The 20,924-nt window shown below is 67.7% G+C and carries 19 protein-coding genes and 1 pseudogene; 4 read left to right on the plus strand and 16 right to left on the minus strand.

Annotation, left to right across the window (positions count from 1 at the left end; all coding sequences use genetic code 11):
* Both KIT86_RS11845 and KIT86_RS11850 read right to left on the minus strand, forming a co-directional pair.
* Nucleotides 1-184, minus strand: a pseudogene (locus tag KIT86_RS11845) (peptidase); the annotation flags it as partial.
* Nucleotides 181-1,275 (minus strand): hemolysin family protein, encoded by a 1,095-nt coding sequence (locus KIT86_RS11850; RefSeq protein WP_297398574.1) that lies wholly within the window; start codon nt 1,273-1,275, stop codon nt 181-183. The gene KIT86_RS11850 and the pseudogene KIT86_RS11845, both read right to left, overlap by 4 nt.
* Nucleotides 1,276-1,284: 9 nt before the next feature.
* Here KIT86_RS11850 and KIT86_RS11855 point away from each other — a divergent pair, with 9 nt between their 5' ends.
* Complete coding sequence (locus KIT86_RS11855) at nt 1,285-2,121, plus strand: symmetrical bis(5'-nucleosyl)-tetraphosphatase (protein WP_297398576.1); 837 nt, start codon at nt 1,285-1,287, stop codon at nt 2,119-2,121.
* A gap of 49 nt (nt 2,122-2,170) precedes the next feature.
* Here KIT86_RS11855 and KIT86_RS11860 read toward each other — a convergent pair whose 3' ends face one another.
* From KIT86_RS11860 to dcd, 4 genes are all read right to left on the minus strand, one after another.
* Nucleotides 2,171-3,664, minus strand: a complete 1,494-nt coding sequence (locus KIT86_RS11860) for a DEAD/DEAH box helicase (protein ID WP_297398578.1) — start codon at nt 3,662-3,664, stop codon at nt 2,171-2,173.
* 78 nt (nt 3,665-3,742) lie between these two features.
* Nucleotides 3,743-4,645 carry a neutral zinc metallopeptidase gene (locus KIT86_RS11865; protein WP_297398580.1) on the minus strand — a complete coding sequence of 301 codons (903 nt, stop codon included), beginning with the start codon at nt 4,643-4,645 and terminating at the stop codon, nt 3,743-3,745.
* A gap of 72 nt (nt 4,646-4,717) precedes the next feature.
* Nucleotides 4,718-5,821 carry a fatty acid desaturase gene (locus KIT86_RS11870; RefSeq protein WP_297398582.1) on the minus strand — a complete coding sequence of 368 codons (1,104 nt, stop codon included), beginning with the start codon at nt 5,819-5,821 and terminating at the stop codon, nt 4,718-4,720.
* A 62-nt stretch (nt 5,822-5,883) separates the two neighbouring features.
* Nucleotides 5,884-6,450, minus strand: a complete 567-nt coding sequence (gene dcd, locus KIT86_RS11875) for a dCTP deaminase (protein WP_297398584.1) — start codon at nt 6,448-6,450, stop codon at nt 5,884-5,886.
* Between the two features lie 116 nt (nt 6,451-6,566).
* Between dcd and KIT86_RS11880 the strand changes: the two genes are divergently transcribed.
* From KIT86_RS11880 to KIT86_RS11890, 3 genes are read left to right on the plus strand one after another with little or no spacing between them, the layout of a single operon-like run.
* Nucleotides 6,567-7,166, plus strand: a complete 600-nt coding sequence (locus KIT86_RS11880) for a GbsR/MarR family transcriptional regulator (RefSeq protein WP_297398586.1) — start codon at nt 6,567-6,569, stop codon at nt 7,164-7,166.
* A 31-nt stretch (nt 7,167-7,197) separates the two neighbouring features.
* Nucleotides 7,198-8,562 (plus strand): cytochrome ubiquinol oxidase subunit I, encoded by a 1,365-nt coding sequence (locus KIT86_RS11885; RefSeq protein ID WP_297398588.1) that lies wholly within the window; start codon nt 7,198-7,200, stop codon nt 8,560-8,562.
* 18 nt (nt 8,563-8,580) lie between these two features.
* The gene (locus KIT86_RS11890) at nt 8,581-9,591 is read left to right on the plus strand and encodes a cytochrome d ubiquinol oxidase subunit II (RefSeq protein WP_297398590.1); all 1,011 of its coding nucleotides are present in this window, start codon (nt 8,581-8,583) and stop codon (nt 9,589-9,591) included.
* A gap of 73 nt (nt 9,592-9,664) precedes the next feature.
* Here KIT86_RS11890 and KIT86_RS11895 read toward each other — a convergent pair whose 3' ends face one another.
* From KIT86_RS11895 to KIT86_RS11940, 10 genes are all read right to left on the minus strand, one after another.
* Nucleotides 9,665-10,306: a hybrid sensor histidine kinase/response regulator gene (locus KIT86_RS11895; RefSeq protein ID WP_297398592.1), complete on the minus strand. Its 642-nt coding sequence runs from the start codon at nt 10,304-10,306 to the stop codon at nt 9,665-9,667.
* Between the two features lie 178 nt (nt 10,307-10,484).
* The gene (guaD, locus tag KIT86_RS11900) at nt 10,485-11,765 is read right to left on the minus strand and encodes a guanine deaminase (protein ID WP_297398593.1); all 1,281 of its coding nucleotides are present in this window, start codon (nt 11,763-11,765) and stop codon (nt 10,485-10,487) included.
* A gap of 74 nt (nt 11,766-11,839) precedes the next feature.
* A complete protein-coding gene (locus tag KIT86_RS11905) occupies nt 11,840-12,934 on the minus strand; it encodes a BMP family ABC transporter substrate-binding protein (RefSeq protein ID WP_297398594.1) in 1,095 nt (364 codons plus the stop codon).
* A gap of 72 nt (nt 12,935-13,006) precedes the next feature.
* On the minus strand, nt 13,007-14,017 hold the full coding sequence (locus tag KIT86_RS11910; RefSeq protein WP_297398597.1) for an adenosine deaminase: 1,011 nt from the start codon (nt 14,015-14,017) through the stop codon (nt 13,007-13,009).
* A gap of 13 nt (nt 14,018-14,030) precedes the next feature.
* The gene (locus KIT86_RS11915; RefSeq protein WP_297398599.1) at nt 14,031-15,047 is read right to left on the minus strand and encodes an aromatic ring-hydroxylating dioxygenase subunit alpha; all 1,017 of its coding nucleotides are present in this window, start codon (nt 15,045-15,047) and stop codon (nt 14,031-14,033) included.
* A gap of 128 nt (nt 15,048-15,175) precedes the next feature.
* Nucleotides 15,176-16,327 (minus strand): BMP family ABC transporter substrate-binding protein, encoded by a 1,152-nt coding sequence (locus tag KIT86_RS11920; RefSeq protein WP_297398601.1) that lies wholly within the window; start codon nt 16,325-16,327, stop codon nt 15,176-15,178.
* A 57-nt stretch (nt 16,328-16,384) separates the two neighbouring features.
* Nucleotides 16,385-17,305 (minus strand): ABC transporter permease, encoded by a 921-nt coding sequence (locus tag KIT86_RS11925; protein ID WP_297398603.1) that lies wholly within the window; start codon nt 17,303-17,305, stop codon nt 16,385-16,387.
* A 7-nt stretch (nt 17,306-17,312) separates the two neighbouring features.
* Entirely contained in the window at nt 17,313-18,368 is a 1,056-nt protein-coding gene (locus KIT86_RS11930) for an ABC transporter permease (RefSeq protein WP_297398604.1), read from the minus strand.
* On the minus strand, nt 18,355-19,899 hold the full coding sequence (locus tag KIT86_RS11935; RefSeq protein WP_297398606.1) for an ABC transporter ATP-binding protein: 1,545 nt from the start codon (nt 19,897-19,899) through the stop codon (nt 18,355-18,357). Before KIT86_RS11935 ends, KIT86_RS11930 begins: the two co-directional genes overlap by 14 nt.
* Nucleotides 19,900-19,924: 25 nt before the next feature.
* On the minus strand, nt 19,925-20,869 hold the full coding sequence (locus KIT86_RS11940) for a LysR family transcriptional regulator (RefSeq protein WP_297398608.1): 945 nt from the start codon (nt 20,867-20,869) through the stop codon (nt 19,925-19,927).
* Between the last annotated feature and the right edge of the window lie 55 nt (nt 20,870-20,924).

Consider the following 20,924-nt stretch of genomic DNA (forward strand, 5'->3'; position numbering starts at 1 on the left):
CGCCGGCGCGGACGAAGACGATCGGATAGTCGCAGGCGGCCTGCACGCATTCGGCGGCGGTCAGGAAGAGCGCGTTGGTGCCGGCCAGATGCGACCAGTCCTGCGTCGGCAGCTTGACGGCGGTGCGGCGGTCGATCTCGGCGTCGACGGGGCGGGCCTGGCGGTGGAGGGCGTTGACGATCATGTCGGTTCGGGGGAGGGGGGTTCGGGAAGTGGGCTGACCAGCACCTTGTCGACCCGCTTGCTGTCGAGGTCGACGACCTCGAAGCGCCAGCCGGACCACTCGACGGCGTCGGTGATCAGCGGCAGGCGCCCGAGCAGCAGCATGATCATGCCGGCCAGCGTGTTGTAGCGCCCGCGGTCCTCCTCGGGCAGGGCCTTCAGCGCCAGGCGGTCCTTCAGCTCCGGCACCGGGATCAGGCCGTCGAACAGCCAGCTGCCGTCCTCGCGGCGCACCGCCCAGGAGTCTTCCGCGGTGGGCGTGGTGAACTCGCCGGTGATCGCCTCCAGCACGTCGAGCAGGCCGCCGCGGCACACCGGATAGCGCGAGTGCTGCACATGCTCGATCAGCGCCAGCACCTGCTCGCGCGTGGACCCGGCGTCGAGCCAGACGATCTCGGTGCGCGGGATCATCATCGAGCCGACCTGGCGGTCGTCGAGCCGGAACACGTTGCGCACCATCTGGTGCTCGTGCTCCTCGATGATGCCGGCGTCCACGCCCTCCTCCAGGCTGGCGTTGATCTCTTCTTCGGTCACGTGCTGCACCGCATTCGTGTCGATGCGCAGCAGCTTGAGCACCCACTGCGTGGTGTGCGTGAGCAGCCACACGAAAGGCTTGGCGGCCTGCGCCACGAAGGCCATGGGGCGCGAGACCCAGCGCGAAACGGCCTCGGGGTAGAGCTGGCCGATGCGCTTGGGCACCAGCTCACCGAAGACGATGGTGATGAAGGTGATGATCGCCACCACCAGACCGGTGGACAGCACGTTGGCCGTGCCTTCGCTCAGCCCCTTGGCCTGCAGCCACAGGCCGAGGTCACCGCTGAAGGCGGCCTCGCCGACGATGCCATTGAGCATGCCGATGGAGGTGATGCCGACCTGCACCGACGACAGGAACTGCGTGGGGTTCTCCAGCAGCTTGAGCGCGGTGACCGAGCCCTTGTCGCCGGCCTCGGCCATGGCCGCGAGGCGCGCCTTGCGGCTCGACGCCAGGGCCAGCTCCGACATGGCGAACGCCCCGTTGAGCAGCGTCAGAAAAACAATGAGGAGGGTGTCCATAATCGGCCCATGGCACTTTACATGATCGGGGATGTGCAAGGCTGCGACGCCGCGCTGGGCCGCCTGCTCGACGACATCGGTTTCTCGCCCAGCCGCGACACGCTGTACCTGCTGGGTGATCTCGTGAACCGCGGCCCGGCCTCGCTGGCCGTGCTGCGCCGGCTGATCGCGCTCGAGGGCTCGGCGCACAGCCTGCTGGGCAACCACGATCTGCACCTGCTGGCCACGGCGCATGGCGTGCGCAAGCCGCACAGAAGCGACACGGTGGGCGACATCCTCGCCGCGCCCGATCGCGATGCGCTGCTCGACTGGCTGCGCGCGCGGCCCATGGCCCTGTTCGAGCATGGCTGGCTGATGGTGCACGCGGGGGTGCTGCCGCAATGGGACGTGGCCGGCACACTGGCACGGGCCGGCGAACTGCAGGCCGTGCTGCGCGGCGCCGACTGGACCGCGTTCCTGCATGAGATGTACGGCAACGAGCCCCCCTTGTGGAGCGACTCCCTGCGCGGTGCGGCCCGCCTGCGCGTGATCGTCAATGCCTTCACCCGGCTGCGCTTTTGCACCGCGCAGGGCGTGATGGAGTTCGACAGCAAGGACAGCGCGGGCGCGGCGCCCGAAGGCTTCATGCCCTGGTTCGACGTGCCGGGCCGGCGCACCGAGGGGGTGCCGGTGGCGTTTGGCCACTGGTCCACGCTGGGCGCGGTGCAGCGCCGCGACCTGCAGGCGCTGGACACGGGGTGTGTGTGGGGCGGTTGCCTCACGGCCGCCCGAATCACCGATGTGCCGGGCGAGGTGGAGCGGTTTTCGGTGCGTTGCGAGCAGGCCAGCAAGCCCGGCAAGCCCTGAAAGTGCGGCGGCTCAAGCCGCCTGGCAGGCTCAGGCAAGGGCTTCGCCCTCAGCTTTCCTGAGCAGGCGCCGGTGCGGGGGCGCTCTTGAACAAGGCGGGCACCTTGCGGCGCGTCTTGATGTTGGGCGAAGCCGTGCGCGCGGCGGCGCGTTGCGACACTTCCCAGGAGGGCGGGGTCTCGCTCGCGGCGCTCGGTTCGTAAGGCTTGTCGAACAGCGGATCGGCCGGCGCGCGCGGTGCGCGGCTCGGGCGCGAATCGGATGCGCCTCGCGCCTCGCGCGGGGTGCGGCTTTCGCGGCTCTCACGAATGTCGCGGCTCTCGCGGCGTTCGGCGTCCTGCCCTTCGGGCTGCTGCCAGGCGCGTTGCCCGTCGTTGAAGCGCCCTGCCGGGCGGCGGTCGGCTTCGAATTCCAGCGCCTCGAGCTCGAGCTTCTTGCCCAGGAGTTTCTCGAGGTCGCCCATGAGGCGCGTGTCGCGCCCGCTCACGAACGACACCGCCAGGCCCGAAGCGCCCGCACGGCCGGTGCGGCCAATGCGGTGCACATAGTCTTCGGCGTTGAACGGGATGTCGAAGTTGAACACCGCCGGCACGTCCTTGATGTCCAGGCCGCGCGCGGCCACGTCGGTGCAGACCAGCAGGTCCACCGCGCCGCTCTTGAAGGCTTCCAGCGCCTTGAGCCGCTCGTCCTGGCTCTTGTCGCCGTGCAGGGCTGTGGTGTTGAGCCCTTCGCGCTCCAGCGAACGCGCCAGCCGCGCGCAGCCAAGCTTGCTGTTGACGAACACGAAAGCCTGCTTGAGACCGCGCTCGCGCAGGATCTGCTTGAGGACGCCGCGCTTGTCGTCGTCTTCCACGCGGTAGAAATGCTGCTCCACGGTGGACGCCGTGGCGTTGGAACGCGCCACCTCGATGGTCACCGGGTCCTGCAGGTAGCTGTTGGCCAGGCGCTTGATCTCGGGCGAGAACGTGGCCGAAAACAGCAGCGTGGTGCGCTGCTTGGGCAGGTAGCTCAGAATGCGCTGCAGGTCGGGCAGAAAGCCGATGTCCAGCATGCGGTCGGCCTCGTCGAGCACGACGTACTCGACCTGGTTGAGCACGCAGTTCTTGGCCTCGATGTGGTCCAGCAGGCGCCCGGGCGTGGCCACCAGGACCTCGACACCCTTTTTCAGCTCAGCCGTCTGCGGCTTCATGTCCATGCCGCCAAACACCACGGTGCTGCGCAGGTTGGTGTACTTGGCGTACAGCTTGACCTGCTCGGCCACCTGGTCGGCCAGCTCGCGCGTGGGCAGCAGCACCAGGGCGCGCACGGGGTGGCGGGCGGGCGAGGTGGACGCGTTCTCGTGCTTGAGCATGCGCTGCAGCAGCGGCAGCGTGAACGCGGCGGTCTTGCCGGTGCCGGTCTGGGCGGCGCCCATCACGTCGCGGCCCTGCAGCACCACCGGAATCGCCTGCGCCTGGATCGGCGTCATGGTCGCGTAGCCCATTTCGGCCACGGCTCGCTCAATGGCAGGCGAGAGGGAAAGTTCGGAGAAGGATTGGGTCATTGGCTTCAAAGTTAGCCACGTATTGTCGCACTTTGACCGTTTTTCGCCCAAATCCGGGTCGGCGGGCTGCGCCAGGCCTCAGACACTGCCCGATTTGAAGGTGTCGCAGGACTGCACACTGCCGCTCTGCAGCCCCGTGTTGAACCACCGCTGGCGCTGCGCGCTGGTGCCATGGGTGAAGCTGTCGGGCACCACCTGCCCCTGGCTCTTGCGCTGCAGTGCGTCGTCGCCGATCGCGGCCGCGGCGTTGAGCGCCTCGTCCACGTCGCCCGGCTCCAGAATGGCCCGGCTCTTCTGGTTGTGGTGGGCCCAGATGCCGGCAAAGCAGTCGGCCTGCAACTCCAGCCGCACGGACAGGGCGTTGTACTCCCGCTCACCCACGCGCCGGCGCGCCTGCTCCATCTGGTCGGTGATGCCCATGAGGTTCTGCACATGGTGGCCGACCTCGTGAGCGATCACGTAGGCCTGGGCGAAATCGCCCGGCGCGCCGAGCTGGCGGCGCAAGGTGTCGTAGAAGCTGAGGTCGATGTACACCTTCTGGTCGCCCGGGCAGTAGAACGGACCCATGGCCGACTGGCCCGTGCCGCAGGCGGTGGGTGTGGCGCCCCTGAACAGCACCAGGCGAGGCTTCTGGTACTGCGCTCCGGCCTGCTGGAACACCTGGTCCCACACATCCTCGGTGCCGCCGAGCACGGCTGCCACGAACTTGCCCATGTCGTCGGTGGGCGCCTGCGTCGGGCCCTGGGTGGTCTCCACCTGCGCGGTGGGCGCCCCATCGCCCACGCCGCCCAGCACGCCCAGGATGGTCATGGGGTTGATGCCGAAGATCCAGCCCGCCACCAGCGCCACAGCGATGGTGCCCAGGCCGATGCCGCGCCCGCCCACGCGCCGCCCACCCCCCAGGCCGCCCAGGCCACCACCCCCAGGGTCGGAGCGGCGGTCTTCGATCTGATCGGACTGGCGGTTGTTTTCCCACTTCATGGCATGCCTCCTCGGCCACCTCGGTGCGGGTGCCGGCATCCCATTATGAAGCGGGCATGGCCCCGCCCGGGCTCAGGCGATGGCGGGCGCGCTGGCGCTGGTCGGGCGGCCCTGGAAGTCGGTCCAGCAGCGCCGCCCAAAGTCGTAGAGCTTGCAGCGGCGCGCGGTGTCGAAGTACCAGCGCCACGAGAAGCGCTGCACGATGATGCGGCCCGGCAGCGCGTCCTCCAGCATCCGTTGCACGCCTTCGAGCTGGTAGAGCGGGATGCTCATATCCACATGGTGCGCGGTGTGCTCCATGATGTGATGCAGCATCGCGCCGATGCGCAGCGGGAAGGTCAGGTGCACGGTGGTCGAGACAAAGGGCGCGGCGCGGCCCCAGGCCGCCTTGTCGTCGTGCCACTGCACCGCCGTGTGCGTGTGGTGCACATAGACCACGAAACCGATCATGGCGTTCCAGAACAGGAAGGGCACCGCAAAGCCCATGGCCAGCAACAGCCACACCGACTGGCCCGTGGCCGAGGCCGCGGCCACCAGGCTCCCGATCCAGAGCGCCGCCGTGGCACTGACGAACACGCCATCCCACACGAACTCCGCGCGCCGCGTGCCCATGTAGGTCTTGCGCGGGAAGAACATGCGGTGCCACCACATCTCCACCAGGTAGTACAGCGCCGGGCCGAAGCCGCTGCGGTACACGCGCTCCATGGCGCGGCGCATCGGCGAGAGCGCGTCGAACTCCCGCCGGGTGAGCGGCGCCCAAACGAAGTCCACGCCCTTGAGATTGGTGTAGCCGTGGTGCACCACGTTGTGCCCCACCTCCCACAGGCTGTAGGGCGTGAGTGAGGGCAGCATGGCCACGCGGCCCAGCACCCGGTTGAGCCCGCGGTGCGGCGTGTAGCTTTGGTGGCAGGCGTCGTGGCCGATGATGAACAGCCTGCCGATCATGAAGCCCGCCGCCAGGCCGCACAGCAGCTTGGCCCATGCGGCGGCGAACAGGACGGTCCCCGCCATGAGCGCGGCGAAAACCACCCAGTCAAACACCAGCAGAGCGATGGCCCGCGCGGTCTGGCGCTCGACAAGCGGCGCAAGCCAGCCGCGGATCACCTTGCGGTGCGGCAGCGGTTGACCAACGGGAATGGGATCGGGGGAAGAGAAACCGGGCGGATTGCGTGACATGCCCGGCATGCTATCGGGCAGGTTGCCCGGCCGCCTTGACCTGGGTCAAGGCGTGCTGACCATCAAGCCTTGGGCAGTGTCACGCCCACCTGGCCCTGGTACTTGCCGCCCCGGTCCTTGTACGACGTTTCGCAGACCTCGTCGCTCTCGAAGAACAGCACCTGGGCGCAGCCCTCGCCCGCGTAAATCTTGGCCGGCAGCGGCGTGGTGTTGCTGAACTCCAGCGTCACGTAGCCTTCCCACTCGGGCTCGAAGGGCGTGACATTGACGATGATGCCGCAGCGCGCGTAGGTGCTCTTGCCCAGGCAGATGGTCAGCACATTGCGCGGAATGCGGAAGTACTCCATCGTGCGCGCCAGCGCGAAGCTGTTGGGCGGGATCACGCAGACGTCCTTGTGGATGTCCACGAAGCTGTTCTCGTCGAAATTCTTCGGGTCCACCACCGTGCTGTGGATGTTGGTGAACACCTTGAATTCCGGGGCGCATCGGATGTCGTAGCCGTAGCTCGACGTGCCGTAACTGATGACCTTCTTGCCATCCACCGCCCGCACCTGATTGGGCTCGAACGGTTCGATCAGGCCGTGCTGTTCGGCCATGCGGCGGATCCATTTGTCGCTTTTGATGCTCATGGGGCGCGATTGTAGGTGCCGCGCCTGCCCGCGCCGGCGCGGCTAGAACCCCCATGAAATTCCCGGAATTTCAGTAATTACTGAAACTTCAGGCAAAACCAACTACATTTCCCGCCATGCCACTCCAAGACCACCTCCCTCCCCTCAACCGCGAGTTCGTCGCCCACTTCGGCGAAATGGGCAGCCGCTGGGGCATCAACCGCACCGTGGGGCAGATCTATGCCTTGCTGTTCATTTCGCCCAACGCGCTCAATGCCGACGAGATTGCCGAGACGCTGGAGTTCTCGCGCTCGAACGTGAGCATGGGCCTCAAGGAACTGCAGGCATGGCGCCTGGTGCGCCTGCGCCACCAACCGGGCGACCGGCGCGAGTACTTCGAGGCGCCGGCCGACGTGTGGGAGATCTTCCGCGTGCTGGCCGAGGAGCGCCGCCGGCGCGAAGTGGAGCCCACCCTGTCCATGCTGCGCACGGCGTTGCTGGAAACGCCCAAGACCGACGCCGAGCGCCATGCCCAGGCCCGCATGCGCGAGATGCACGACCTGATCGACCGCCTCATGACCTGGTTCGACGACGTGCAGAAGCTGGCCCCGGAGACCGCGATGCAGCTCATGGGCATGGGCGCGACCGTCACGCGCGTGCTCGAACTCAAGGATCGGCTCACGGGCAAGGGCGCAGCCCGCAGCGCGCGCCCGGACAAGCTGCCCGACGCGGCCTGAGCCCTCAAGAAGAACACCCAGGAGAACTTCCATGGACGCCCTGCTCCTCTCGCGCATCCAGTTCGCGGCGAACATCAGCTTTCACATCCTGTTCCCGACCATCACGATCGCGATGGGCTGGTTCCTGCTGTACTTCCGCATCCGCCACATCAAGACACGCGACCCGGCGTGGGAAGAGGCCTATTACTTCTGGACCAAGGTGTTCGCGCTGAGCTTCGCGCTCGGCGTGGTCTCCGGCATCGTGATGAGCTTCCAGTTCGGCACCAACTGGCCGGGCTTCATGGAGCGGGCGGGCGACATTGCGGGCCCGCTGCTGGGCTACGAAGTGCTGACCGCCTTTTTCCTCGAAGCCAGCTTCCTGGGCATCATGCTCTTCGGACGGGGCCGCGTGAGCGAGCGCGTGCACCTGGTCGCCACCTTCCTGGTGGCCTTCGGCACGACCATGTCGGCGTTCTGGATCCTGAGCCTCAACTCGTGGATGCAGACCCCCGCGGGCTTCGAGATCGTGAACGGCAAGTTCATCCCGGTCGACTGGTTTGCCGTCGTCTTCAACCCCTCCTTCCCCTACCGCTTGGCGCACAAGCTGCTGGCCTCGGCCCTCACGGCCTCGTTCCTCATCGCCGGCCTGTGCGCCTGGCAGCTCATCAAGGGAAGTGCCACGGGCGGCACCCACAAGGCCTTGCGCACGGCCATCATCGCCGCCTCGGTGGCCATGCCGTTGCAGTTCCTGGCCGGCGACATGCACGGCCTGAACACCTTGGAGCACCAGCCCGCCAAGATCGCGGCGCTCGAAGGCATCTGGCACACCGAGAAGAGCGCGCCGCTCACGCTGTTCGGCATCCCCGACGAGGCCGCCGGCACCACGCACTACGCGCTGAAGATCCCCAAGATGGCCAGCCTGATCCTGGCGCACGACATGGACGCGGAACTCAAGGGCCTGAACGAGTTTCCGAACGCCCATCCACCGGTGGCGCCGATCTTCTGGGCGTTTCGCGTGATGGTGGGCGTGGGCTCGCTGATGCTGGTCGTGGCCTGGGCCTCGGCCTGGCTGCTCTGGCGCAGGCGCCGCCAGCCGCAAGGTTCGATGGACCTGCCCAAGCCCGCGCTCTACGTGCTGGCGGGCATGACCTTCTCGGGCTGGCTGGCCACGCTCTCGGGCTGGTACGTCACCGAGATCGGCCGCCAGCCCTTCCTCGTGTACGGCCACCTGCGCACCGCCGAGGTGGTCACCAGCACCCCCTCGCCCATGATCGCGGCCACGCTCACGGCCTACCTCATCGTCTACGGCCTGCTGCTCATCACCTACGTCGGCGTGCTCAAGTACATGGCCGAACACCCGTTCAAGCATGCCCCCGAAGCGCCCCACGGCGCCGAACTCGGCAAGGCCGGCGTCTGAACGAACGGAGAACACCCCATGAACATGACCACCTGGGCCGAAGTGCTGCCCCTCATCTTTCTGGCCGTGATGGGCCTGGCCCTGCTGGCCTACGTGATCCTCGACGGCTACGACCTTGGCGTGGGGCTGTTGCTGCCCCTGGCCGAAAGCAAGGAGCAAAAGGACACCATGATCTCCAGCATCGGCCCGTTCTGGGACGCCAACGAAACCTGGCTCGTGCTCGGCGTGGGCGTGCTGCTGGTGGCCTTCCCGATGGCGCACGGCCTCGTGCTGCAGGCGCTGTACCTGCCGGTGGCCGTGATGCTCATCGGCCTGATCCTGCGTGGCGTGGCGTTTGACTTCCGCGTGAAAGCGCCCACCAAGTACGTGCCGTTCTGGAACCGTGCCTTCTTCACCGGCTCGCTGCTGGCCAGCGCCTCGCAGGGCTGGATGCTCGGCAGCTACATCACCGGCTTCGACAAGGGCTGGCTGGGCCTTTCTTTCAGCCTGGGCATTGCGCTCACGCTGCCGGCGGCCTACATCCTCCTCGGCGCGGGGTGGCTGATCATGAAAACCGAAGGCGAGTTGCAGGCCCACGCGGTGCGCTGGGCGGCCCGCGTGTTGTGGCCCATGGGCATTGCGCTGGTGGCCATCTCGGCGGCCACCCCGCTGGTGAACCCAGGCGTGGTGGCAAAGTGGTTCAGCGTGCCCGAGGTGTTCGGCCTGATGCCGATCCCCCTGAGCTGCGCGATCGCCTTCTTCGCGGTGCGCTGGGTCGTCACGCACCCCAATGTGGTGAAAGCAGGCTACGGCTGGATGGTGTTTGCGGCCACCGTGCTGATCTTCGTGCTGGCATTCTTCGGCCTGGCGTACAGCATCTTTCCGGACATCGTGATCGGACGCATGAACGTGTGGCAGGCCGCCGTGTCCACCGGCTCGCTCACCGTCATCTTCATCGGCGTGGCCATCACGCTGCCGGTGATCATCATCTACACCATCTACATGTACCGAGTCTTCTGGGGCAAGGCGCGGGCGCTGACGTACAACTGAACCCGCCACGTCGCGACGACCGCCATGCGGTCATCGCGCCCCCTCTTCTTCAGCGAGCAGAATCAAGGTGGGCTCAGGGCGCCGCGCCGTCCCCCGAGAAACTCGCCTGAAGCGCCCGTTCGGATTCGAGTGTGAGCGCCACCAGCTGCTCCAGCCAGTTCGGCTCGGACGGCCAGACGTTGCCCCCCACCGCACGAGAGTGGTGCTTGGTGATCTCGAACATGGCGCGAGCACCCAACTCACCACTCAGGCCCACCAGCGAATGCAAAGCCTGGCGGGCAGCGGACAGGTCGTTGCGCCGCACAGCTTCCTCCAACTGGCCGACGTGCTCCCTGACCTGAGCCAGGCCGTCGGGTAGCAGGTCCACCATGATGTTCATGCGTTTGAGCAGTGCGATGCGCTCGGCATCCAGCAGCGAACCGGCGGCCGTGAAAGCCACTCCCCCGGATGATGGCGATGCGGGGGAGGCAGACACCTCGCCCACCGGTCGCTGCCCAATCAGCCGAGCCAACTCCTTGCGCAAGGCCACCACGTTCACGGGCTTGGAAAGGAAACCGTCCATCCCCGCATCCCGCGCGGCTTGCATGTCTTGCGCCGAAGAATGACCTGTGAGCGCAATCACGGGAATGCTCCGCACCCCATCGCTCATCTCCCGCAGTTGCCGGGTGGCGGCCATGCCGCCGAGAACGGGCATCTCCACGTCCATCAGGATCACAGCGGGCCGTGCGCCTGGCAACTATGGCGCGACCAATTTCGCGGTGGAGGAAGTCGCCTTCGCCCAAATCGCCAGGGACATGATCGGCGGGCCCTTCGGCTGCGGCGGCGTGCTCGCGCTGGGCTAACCCGTGCCACTGAAATGGCGTCCCGGCCTCACGGTCAAGGTGCGCTGGCTCTCAGCCGCCAGCAATGACCGTTCGCGCGACCACCCGGTCATCCCCCAGGACAATCAACGCAAACAGCAGTTCATCCAGGCTGTTGGCCTGCGCGGTTTTGCGCGCCAGCAAGGGTGTGGCCTGCGGATCGAGCACCACGAAGTCCGCCTCGTGGCCGGGCTGCAGGTTACCGACCACGCCTTCCAGTCCCAGAGCGCGCGCCGCGCCGGCCGTGTGCTGCCACCACAGCTGCCCAGGGGTGAGGCTCAGGCCTTGTTTGGTCTGGCCTTCGCGGCCCACGCAGTAGGCCGCGAGCATGGTGCGAAAGGGCGAGAAGCTGGTGCCCCCGCCCACGTCGCTCGCCAGGCCGTAGCCCATGCCAGCCGCGTCGGCGGCGAGGTAGTCGAAGAAACCGCTGCCCAGGAACTGGTTGCTGGTCGGGCTCACGGCGGCAGCGGTGCCGGTGGCGGCCATCAGCTCGCGGTCGGCTTGGTCGAGGTGGATGCAATGGGCGTACACCGCGCGCTGGCGCAGCAGGCCGAAGTCACCGTACACGCCCAGGTAGCTGCGCGATTTTGGGAACAGTTCGGCCGCCCAGCTCACCTCGTCGCGGTTTTCCGCCACGTGCGACTGGACCCACACATCGCCGTACTTCGCCGCCAGTTCACCCGCGCCACGCAATTGCTCGGGCGTGCTGGTGGGCGCGAAGCGCGGCGTGATCGCGTAGCCCAGGCGGTCCACGCCGTGCCAGCGCTGGATCAGCGCCTCGGTGTCGATCAGGCTTTGTTCGGTCTGGTCGCGCACGCCATCGGGGCTGTGGCGGTCTTGCAGCACCTTGCCGGTGATGAAGCGCAGGCCGCGCGAGCGCGCCGCCTCGAACATCGCGTCCACCGAGGCCGGGTGCGAGGTCGCGAAGGTGAGCGCGGTGGTCACGCCGTTGCGCGAGAGTTCGTCGAGGAAGAAGGTCGCCACCTCACGCGCATGGGCCGGCTCGTGAAAGCGCGACTCGTGGGGGAAGGTGTAGTTCTCGAGCCAGGGCAGCAGGCCAGCGGCGGGTGCGCCGATCACGTCCGTCTGCGGGTAGTGGACGTGCATGTCGATGAAGCCGGGTGCGATCAGTTGGCCGCTCAGGTCTTCCACCGACACGCCTGGGTAGTTGCCGATCAAGGTGGCGTGGTCACCCGCGGCGCGCACCACGCGCCGGCCCTGGGCATCGGGGCCAATGACCAGCAGGCCATCGGCGTCGTACACGGGGCGTTGCTGGTCGTCGAATCGCAGAAGGGCGGCACGGTAGGCGTTCATGCCGCGCAGCTTAACGCCTTGGGCGGCTCGGGGCATATCGCGCCCCCGATAACGCCCATACCGCGGGCCGAGGCTCAGCGCTCGACCGAGCCCTGCACGCCTTCGACCAGCCAGTTCATGCCGAGGATCTGCCCGTCGTCCAGCGACTTCCCGGCTTCGATGACGGTCTTGCCCTGGTTGTCGCGCACGGCGGCCTTGCCTGCCGAGAACACAGCGAGCCTGCCAGCGGCCATGTCGGCCTGGCGCGCCTGGACCTCGTCGCGCACCTTGGCCGGCACCTTGCTGCCGAAGCCGTCGACGCGGATCATCCCGTCCTTCACCCCGCCCCACACGCTGGCGCTCTGCCAGGTGCCATCGAGCACGGCCTGCACGCGGCGGGTGTAGTAGTCGCCCCAGAGGTGGGTCACGGCCGCGATCTGCGCGTCGGGCGCGACACGGCGCATGTCGGAGTGGTAGGCCACGGCGAGCTTGCCGCGCTCCTGTGCGGCGACCATGACGGCGGTGGAACCGGTGTGGAAGGCCAGCACCTCAGCACCCTGGTTCATCAGTGTCATGGCCGCGTCGCGCTCGCGCGGCGGGTTGAACCACTCGCCCAGCCACACCACCTTGACGGTGGCGCGCGGGTTGACCGATCGCATGCCCAGGGTGAAGGCATTGACGCCCTGGATCACCTCGGGGATGGGGAAGCCGGCGATGTAGCCCGCCTGCGTGGCCATGCGGCCGGCCGCCACGCCTGCCAGGTAGCGGCCCTCGTAGTAGCGCGCATTGGCGGTGGCGACGTTGGGCGCGGTTTTGTAGCCGGTGATGGACTCGAACTTCACGTCCGGGAACTCGCGCGCCACCTTGAGCGTGGGCTCCATGTAGCCGAAGCTGGGCGTGAAGATGATGCGGTGGCCCTGCTGCGCCAGGTCGCGGATCACGCGCTCAGCGTCGGCGCCTTCGGCCACGTTCTCGACATAGCGCGTCTCGACCTTGTTACCCAGCGCGGCCTGCACGGCCAGCCGGGCCTGCTCGTGCTGGCGCACCCAGCCGGCTTCGGTCAGCGGCGTCACATAGACGAACGCGGCCTTGAGCGGCGGTGTCTGGGCCCGGGCGGTGGTGGAAAAGGGAAATAAAAAGCTGGCGGCCGCCAGCGCGCACGCGCACCGGGCCACGAGGTTTTTGTACATGGTGTTCCTCTACATGGCTTCCGTGAATGAAAAAGCGAGCCGGGGAAGCACCGGGCTCGCTGGGGCGCTATTTTAAGCCACGGCGTCGTGCAGCAGGGCCATGAGCTCGGCGCGCCGCGCGGCGCTGACGAAACTGGCCTCGAAGCTGTTGCGCGCGAGGGTGATGACCTCCTCGCGCGTGAGCTCCAGCGCCTCCACGGTCTGCACGAAGTTGGCGTTCATGTACCCGCCGAAGTAGGCCGGGTCGTCGGAGTTGACGGTGGCGCACAGGCCGGCATCGAGCAGGCGCTTCATCGGATGGTCCCTGAGGTCTCCCACCACGCAGAGCTTGAGGTTGGAGAGCGGACACACGGTGAGCGGAATGCGCCGCCGCGCGAGCTCGGCCACCAGGGCCGGGTCTTCCAGCGAGCGCACGCCGTGGTCGATGCGCTCGGTCTTCAGGTCGTCGAGCGCTTCCCAGATGTAGGCCGGCGGGCCCTCTTCGCCCGCATGCGCGACGACATGGAAACCCAGCTCGCGGCATCGCGCGAAGACACGCGAGAACTTGGATGGGGGATGGCCCACCTCGCTCGAATCCAGGCCCACACCGATGAAGTGCTGGCGGTAGGGCAAGGCGGCCTCCAGCGTCTGGAACGCGTCTTCTTCGCTCAGGTGGCGCAGGAAACACAGGATCAGCGCGGCACTCACGCCCAGCTCCGCCTGGGCGCGCGCGCACGCGCTGGCCAGGCCCTGGATCACGGTGGCCATGGGCACACCGCGCGCGGTGTGGGTCTGTGGATCGAAAAAGAGTTCGGCGTGCGCCACGTTGTCGGCCTTGGCGCGCAGGAAGTAGGCCCAGGCCATGTCGTGGAAGTCGGCTTCGTGCAGCAGCACGCTGGCCCCGGCGTAGTAGATGTCGAGGAAGCTCTGCAGGTTGGTGAAGGCATAGGCCTCGCGCAGCGCATCCACGCTGGCATAGGGCAGGCTCAGGCCGTTGCGCTGGGCGAGCGCGAAGATCAGCTCGGGCTCCAGCGAGCCTTCGATGTGCATGTGCAATTCGGCCTTGGGGATGGCGGCAGCGAGCTGGGCGGGGGTGGTGGTCATGTCATGTCCTTCATCAGCAGGTGCCCAGTTCGATGCCCAGGCGTTTCAAATGGCGACGGTACGCGCTGGAGACGCGGTCGGCCGGGCCGTGCACCTCGCTGACGGGGGCGGTGCGGCCCACCGGCAGCGCGCGGGGTGACTGCGATTCCACCACGGGGCGGTCCTGCGCGAACACCGCGTCCTGGAAGGCGATCAATTCCTGGTCGGTCGAGCTGTCGCCGCGCGTGGCCATCACGAACCAGGCGGTACAGCGTTCGTGGCCGTCGGGCCGGATGAAGAGCGCGATCGCGTTGCTCACCGGGTCGCCCTCGGTGGCGTCCTTGCGCAGGATGGCGGCGAACGGGTGCGGCACGTCGTAGCGGTAGGCCACCCAGGCGCCCGCTTGTGCGCTGGCGTAGGCGCGTGGCTGCCAGGCCAGGGCGTCGCGCACCACAAGGCCTGCCTCGCCCTCTTCCACCGCGCCGGTCTGCACCTGCGCGTGGCCGCGTTCGCCCAGCCAGCCCTCGTGCACGAAGCCGAAATGGCTCAGGTCCAGGAAGTTCTCCACCAGGCGCGGCGCGCTGGTGTTGAGTTCGTAAGGGCCGCACAACACGGCGCGCCAGGCCGGGTCGTCGCCCGGCGCGAACGCGGGTGGGTCGGCCAGCGACGCCACCAGGGGCTGCGACGGTGCCTGCAGCCGCACCCACACCAGGCCGTGCTGCTCACGCGCTTCGAACACGGTGGCGCCGTGGCTGGCAGGCGGCACGAAGTCGGGCGCGGCGGGCACGTGCCGGCAACCGCCATCGCCGCCGTATTGCCAGCCGTGGTAAGGGCACTCCAGGCGGGTGCCATGCAGGCCGATCAGCACCCGACCCAGCGAGAGCCTGGCGCCCCGGTGCGGGCAGCGGTCGGCCCAGGCGTGCACGTGGGAGGCGTCGGATGCCTGATCGCGCCAGAGGACCAGTGCCTGCCCGAGCAGCGTGCAAGCCACCGGCTGGTCGCGCACCTGGTTCGATGCGATCACGGGGTGCCAGAGTTGGGGTTCGATCATCGTGGGTCACTCCAACAGGAAAGCCGCCCGCAGGCGGCTTTCTTGCCCGGGGGCACGGCGGGTCGGGCTCTGCCGGCCCGCACGTGCCGCCCCCTCGAAGGGGCCGCGCGAAGCGCGGCAGGGGTGGGTCAGTTCGGGACCTTGCCTTCGACGCCCTTCACGTAGAACTTGATGCCACCGAGGAACTTGTCATCGGCCACGGCGTCCTTGGCCAGGACTTCCTTGCCGTCCGAACCGAGAATGGGGCCCTTCCAGATCGAGAAGCTGCCGTCCTTGAGGCCGTTGCGCACGGCATCGACCTTGGCCTTCAGTTCGGCCGGCACGTCTTCGGCCACGGAGACCATGTCGATCGCACCTTCCTTCACACCCCACCACACGCCGCCGGTGGACCAGGTGCCTTCCAGCACGTCCTTGGTGGCCTTGATGTAGTAAGGCGCCCAGTTGATCACAGCCGAACCCAGGTGGGCCTTGGGGCCGTAGGCGGTCATGTCGGAATCCCAGCCGAAGGCGCGCTTGCCCAGCTTTTCGGCGGTCTGCAGCACGGCCGACGAATCGGTGTTCTGGAACAGGATGTCCGCGCCGCCATTGATCAGCGAGGTCGCGGCTTCGGTTTCCTTCGGTGGGTCGAACCAGCCGTTGACCCACACCACCTTGGTCTTGACCTTGGGGTTCACCGACTGCGCGCCCAGCGTGAAGCTGTTGATGTTGCGGATCACCTCGGGAATGGGGATGGAGGCCACCACGCCCAGGGTGTTGGACTTGGTCATGCCGCCGGCGATGACGCCAGCCATGTACGCGCCTTCGTAGGTGCGGCTGTCGTAGGTGCGCATGTTCTCGGCGGTCTTGTAGCCGGTGGCGTGCTCGAACTTCACGTCCTTGAAGTCGGGCGCGATCTTGAGCATGGGCTCCATGTAGCCGAAGGTGGTGCCGAAGACCAGCTTGTTGCCCTGGCCGGCCAGGTCGCGGATCACGCGTTCGGCGTCAGCGCTCTCGGGCACGTTCTCGACGAAGCTGGTCACGATCTTGTCGCCGAATTCTTTTTCCAGCGCCTTGCGGCCGTTGTCGTGCGCAAAGGTCCAGCCGCCGTCGCCCACCGGGCCGACGTAGGCAAAAGCGATCTTCAGCGGCTCGGCCTTGGGCGCCGGGGCGGCGGCGGGCGCGGCGGCCGGGGCAGCAGGCGCGGCGGCCTCTTCCTTCTTGCCGCAGCCGATCAGGACGGCGCTGGTCAGCGCGGTCAGCGCGGCAACCTTCATCAGGGAACGTTTGCTCAGGTCTGTCATGGATAACCTCTTTGTTGGGAAAGGGTGGAGCGGAAACTATGCAAAAAACAGAAAAGATTATGCGCCCGGGTAAAAGGGTTTCCCAATGGAGGACGGCATGTTGATTCGGATCCAAGTCGGGTTGCGCGAGATCAGCACCAGCACGACGATGGTGGCGATGTAAGGCATCATGGTGAGGAACTGGCTGGGCACGTTGACGCCGATGCCCTGCAGGTGGAACTGCAGCATGGTCACGCCACCAAAAAGGTAGGCCCCCAGCAGCACGCGGGCCGGCCGCCAGGTGGCGAACGTGGTGAGCGCCAGCGCGATCCAGCCCTTGCCGGCGATCATGCCCTCCACCCACAGTGGCGTGTAGACGGTGGACACGTAGGCACCGGCCAGCCCGCAGAGCGCACCGCCGGCCATCACCGCCACCAGGCGGATGCGGCGCACCGGGTAGCCCAGCGCATGCGAGGACTCGGGGCTCTCGCCCACGCTGCGCAGCACCAGGCCGGCGCGCGTGCGGTAGAGGAACCAGATGAGGCCGATCACCAGCGCCACGCAGAGGTAGACCATGGGGTGGTGGCGAAACAGCGCCGGGCCAATCAGCGGAATGTCGCCCAGCAGCGGGATCGCGTGGCGGGTCTGCTCGGGCAATTTCTCCTGCACGTAGCTGGTGCCGGCGAAGGCCGAGAAGCCCGCGCCGAACAGGCTGAGTGCCAGGCCTGTGGCGTACTGGTTGGTGTTGAGCCAGATCACGAGGCCACCGAAGATGGCCGCAAGCAGGGCCCCGGCGGCCATGCCGGCCGCGAAGCCCAGCGTGGTGCTGCCGGTGTGCACGACGGTGGCGAAACCCGCCAGCGCCGCGCACAGCATCATGCCTTCGGCACCGAGGTTGACGATGCCGGCTTTTTCGTTGATGAGCAGGCCCAGCGAGGCAATGGCCAGCACGGTGCCCGCGTTGAGCGAGGCGGCGATCAGGAGTGCGATGGATTCCATGTCTTGCTCACTTTTTCCAGACAACGCGGTAGGCGATCAAGGTGTCGCAGGCCAGCAGCGCGAACAGCAGCAGCCCCTGGAACACACCCGTGATGGATTTGGGCAGGCCCAGGCGCGACTGCGCGAGCTCGCCTCCGATGTAGAACATGCTCATGAGGATGGCCGAGAACACGATGCCCACCGGGTGCAGCCGCCCCACGAAGGCGACGATGATGGCGGCGAAGCCGTAGCCTGCCGGCACGTAGGGGGTGAGCTGGCCGATGGGGCCCGCCACCTCCAGCGCACCGGCCAGGCCGGCCGCACCGCCCGAGGTCAGCAAGGCGATCCACAGCGCCTTGCGCGACGAGAAGCCCGCATAACGCGCCGCCGCCGGTGCGAGGCCGCCCACCAGCTGCGCATAGCCCGCGTAGGTGCGGAACAGGAAGACCCACACCGCCGCCACGCCAGCCAGCGCGATCAGCAGACCGATGGTCACGCGCGAGCCGCTCATGAGGCGCGGGATCTGCGTGACCGACTCGAAGGTCTTGGTCTGCGGGAAGTTGTAGCCCATCGGGTCTTTCCACGGCCCGTAGACCAGGAAGTTGAGCACCTGCACCGCCACATAGACCAGCATCAGGCTCACCAGAATCTCGTTGGCGTTGAAGCGGTCGCGCAGCAGCGCGGTGATGCCGGCCCAGAACATGCCGCCCAGCACACCGGCGGCGAGCACCGCGGGCACGATCCAGGCGCCGGTGCTCTTGTCGGCGGTCAGCGCCACCCCGGCGGCGAAGATCGCGCCGATGATGTACTGCCCCTCGGCGCCGATGTTCCACACGTTGGAGCGGAAGCACACCGCCAGCCCGAGCGCGATGATCAGCAGCGGCGTGGCCTTCACCATGAGTTCGGACAGCGCGTAGGTGCTCTTGATCGGCTCCCAGAAGAACACCTGCAGGCCGCGCACCGGGTCCTTGCCCAGCACGGCGAACAGGATGACGCCGATCACCACGGTGATCAGCAGGGCCAGCAGCGGCGAGGCGTAGCCCCAGCGCGCCGACGGTTGGGGACGGACTTCAAGCCGCAGCATGGGCGGTCTCCTCTTTCTTGTGGTGGGTGGCGGTGGTGTCCCACAGCCCGGACATCCATTCGCCGATGCGCTCGATGGTGGCCTCGGCCCGGTCCAGGCTGGGCGACAGGCGCCCCTTGGCGATCACGTGCAGGCGGTCGCTGATCTCGAACAGTTCGTCGAGCTCCTCGCTCACCACCAGCACCGCGCAACCCGCGTCGCGCAGCTTGAGGATCTCGCCGCGGATCTGGGCCGACGCGCCCACATCCACGCCCCAGGTGGGCTGGCTCACGATCAGCAGCTTGGGTTTGGCCTCGATCTCGCGGCCCACGATGAACTTCTGCAGATTGCCCCCGGAGAGCGACTTGGCGGCCGCGTCCGGCCCATTGGCCTTGACCTTGTAGCGCGCAATGATGTCGGCCGCCTGGGCCTTGAGCGCGCCCACGCGGATCCACCCGCCCGCCCCCAGCGCGTTCTGGCGCGAGAGCAGCAGGTTGTGCGAGAGCGAAAGCGTTGGCACGGCGCCCCGGCCCAGGCGCTCCTCGGGCACGAAGTGCTGGCCCTGGGCGCGGCGCCGGCCCGGACCGGCGTGCGACACATCCTGTCCGCCGAGGCGGATGCTGCCGGCCGGTGCGCGGCGGTCCTCGCCCGAGAGCGCGTACAGCAGCTCGCTCTGGCCATTGCCCGAGACCCCGGCGATGCCCACCACCTCGCCCGCGCGCACCGTGAGCGCGATGTCGGCCAGGTGCGTGCCGAAGGGATCGTCGCTCTTGAGGGTGAGGCCGCTGACTTCCAGCACCGCCGCGCCGGCATGCAGCTCGCGCACCTCCAGCGCGGGCGGTTCGGCGCCGATCATCAGGCGCGAGAGCGAGGCGTTGCTTTCCTGGCGCGGGTCGCACACGCCCGTGACCTGGCCGCCGCGCAGCACCGTGCAAGCCGTGCACAGCTCGCGGATTTCGTGCAATTTGTGGCTGATGTAGAGGATGCTGCAGCCCTCGGCCGCGAGCTTTCGCAGCACCACGAAGAGTTTTTCCACCGCCTGCGGCGTGAGCACCGAGGTCGGTTCGTCCAGGATCAGCAGCTGCGGGTTGGTCAGCAGCGCGCGGATGATCTCCACCCGCTGCATCTCGCCCACCGAGAGCGTGTGCACCGGCCGCGAGGGGTCGATGTCCAGCCCGTACTCCGTGGCCTTGGCGGTGATGCTGGCGCTCACCTCCGGCAGGGTGAGCGATTTGTCCAGCCCGAGCCAGACGTTTTCGGCCACGGTGAGCGTGTCGAACAGGCTGAAGTGCTGGAACACCATGCTGATGCCCAGAGCGCGCGCTTCCTGCGGGTTGCGGATGTGCACCGGCCGGCCGTTGAACATCACCGTGCCCTCGTCGGGCTTCACCGAGCCGTAGATGATCTTCATCAGGGTGGACTTGCCGGCGCCGTTCTCGCCCAGCACGGCATGCACTTCGCCGGGCTGCACGGTGAGCGAGACGCCGCTGTTGGCCACCACGCCCGGATATCGCTTGGTGATGCCGCTGAGTTGCAATCGTGTCGTGGTCATGGGTCTCCTTCTGGGTCTTGTGGGTTCAGCTCTCGGCGTCGGGGCGCTTCAGCGAGGCGGCCACGCCCTTGACCTGATCGCGCAGCCAGCGCCCTGCCTTGGAGGCGTGGGTGCGCTCGTGCCAGAGCTGGTAGTACATCATTCGCGGGAACTCCACCGGGCTGGGCAGCACCTTGACCGGCAGCACACCGGTGAAACGGTCGCAGTATTGGCGCCCGGTGGTGAGCACCAGCAGGCTGCCGGCCACCATGGCCGGGATCAGCCCGAAATGGGGGCAGCGGGCGGTGATGTTGCGCACCAGGCCCAGGGTGGCCAGGTGCTCGTCCACAAAGCCGCGAGCGCCAGGGTGGGTGGGCGTGGGCGCGATGTGCTCGGCGCCCAGCCAGGCCTCCACGTCCCAGCCCCGGCGCGCCGCCGGGTGCTGGCTGGACACCAGGCAGACCACCTCGTCGCCGAACAGGCGGCCCAGGTGCAGGTCGTCGGGCGGCTGCGACCAGTTGCCGATCACCACGTCCACATCGCCCTGGGCCAGGTGGTTGCGGTAGTCGGAGTCGCGCGAGAGCGGGTGGATGTCGATCGGGCAGTTCGGCGCCTGGCTCTTGATCTGCGTCACCAGCTGCGGCAGGAACAGGGGGTCAAGGTAGTCGCTGGCGGCGATGCTGAAGCTGTGGCGCGCGGTGGCCGGATCGAAGCTGCGCGCGTCGGAGAACAGCACCTCGGCGCTGCGCAGGATGTCGGCCGCCGGCTCGATCATGCGCAGACCGGCCACCGTGGGCACCATGCCCGAGCCCGAGCGCACCAGAAGCGGGTCGCCGGCCATTTCGCGCAGGCGTTTGAGCGCCGCACTCACCGCCGGCTGGTACATGCCCAGGCGCAGCGCGGCGCGCGACACGCTGCGCTCGGTGAGCACGGTGTGGAGCACGCGGATCAGGTGCAGGTCAATCTTGTCGAACATGGACATGTATTTCATACCCTTGTCCTATGTGGGTGAATGGTGTTTTGGGCATTTTGGACATATGGCCGAG

The organism is Hydrogenophaga sp., assembly GCF_026125825.1.
In the GTDB taxonomy this organism is placed as follows: domain Bacteria; phylum Pseudomonadota; class Gammaproteobacteria; order Burkholderiales; family Burkholderiaceae_C; genus Hydrogenophaga.

Coding starts and splice junctions, on each gene's coding strand:
- KIT86_RS11850 (WP_297398574.1), bottom strand. CDS start 1,275: ATGGACACCCTCCTCATTGTTTTTCTGACGCTGCTCAACGGGGCGTTC.
- KIT86_RS11855 (WP_297398576.1), top strand. CDS start 1,285: ATGGCACTTTACATGATCGGGGATGTGCAAGGCTGCGACGCCGCGCTG.
- KIT86_RS11860 (WP_297398578.1), bottom strand. CDS start 3,664: ATGACCCAATCCTTCTCCGAACTTTCCCTCTCGCCTGCCATTGAGCGA.
- KIT86_RS11865 (WP_297398580.1), bottom strand. CDS start 4,645: ATGAAGTGGGAAAACAACCGCCAGTCCGATCAGATCGAAGACCGCCGC.
- KIT86_RS11870 (WP_297398582.1), bottom strand. CDS start 5,821: ATGTCACGCAATCCGCCCGGTTTCTCTTCCCCCGATCCCATTCCCGTT.
- dcd (WP_297398584.1), bottom strand. CDS start 6,450: ATGAGCATCAAAAGCGACAAATGGATCCGCCGCATGGCCGAACAGCAC.
- KIT86_RS11880 (WP_297398586.1), top strand. CDS start 6,567: ATGCCACTCCAAGACCACCTCCCTCCCCTCAACCGCGAGTTCGTCGCC.
- KIT86_RS11885 (WP_297398588.1), top strand. CDS start 7,198: ATGGACGCCCTGCTCCTCTCGCGCATCCAGTTCGCGGCGAACATCAGC.
- KIT86_RS11890 (WP_297398590.1), top strand. CDS start 8,581: ATGAACATGACCACCTGGGCCGAAGTGCTGCCCCTCATCTTTCTGGCC.
- guaD (WP_297398593.1), bottom strand. CDS start 11,765: ATGAACGCCTACCGTGCCGCCCTTCTGCGATTCGACGACCAGCAACGC.
- KIT86_RS11905 (WP_297398594.1), bottom strand. CDS start 12,934: ATGTACAAAAACCTCGTGGCCCGGTGCGCGTGCGCGCTGGCGGCCGCC.
- KIT86_RS11910 (WP_297398597.1), bottom strand. CDS start 14,017: ATGACCACCACCCCCGCCCAGCTCGCTGCCGCCATCCCCAAGGCCGAA.
- KIT86_RS11915 (WP_297398599.1), bottom strand. CDS start 15,047: ATGATCGAACCCCAACTCTGGCACCCCGTGATCGCATCGAACCAGGTG.
- KIT86_RS11920 (WP_297398601.1), bottom strand. CDS start 16,327: ATGACAGACCTGAGCAAACGTTCCCTGATGAAGGTTGCCGCGCTGACC.
- KIT86_RS11925 (WP_297398603.1), bottom strand. CDS start 17,305: ATGGAATCCATCGCACTCCTGATCGCCGCCTCGCTCAACGCGGGCACC.
- KIT86_RS11930 (WP_297398604.1), bottom strand. CDS start 18,368: ATGCTGCGGCTTGAAGTCCGTCCCCAACCGTCGGCGCGCTGGGGCTAC.
- KIT86_RS11935 (WP_297398606.1), bottom strand. CDS start 19,899: ATGACCACGACACGATTGCAACTCAGCGGCATCACCAAGCGATATCCG.
- KIT86_RS11940 (WP_297398608.1), bottom strand. CDS start 20,869: ATGAAATACATGTCCATGTTCGACAAGATTGACCTGCACCTGATCCGC.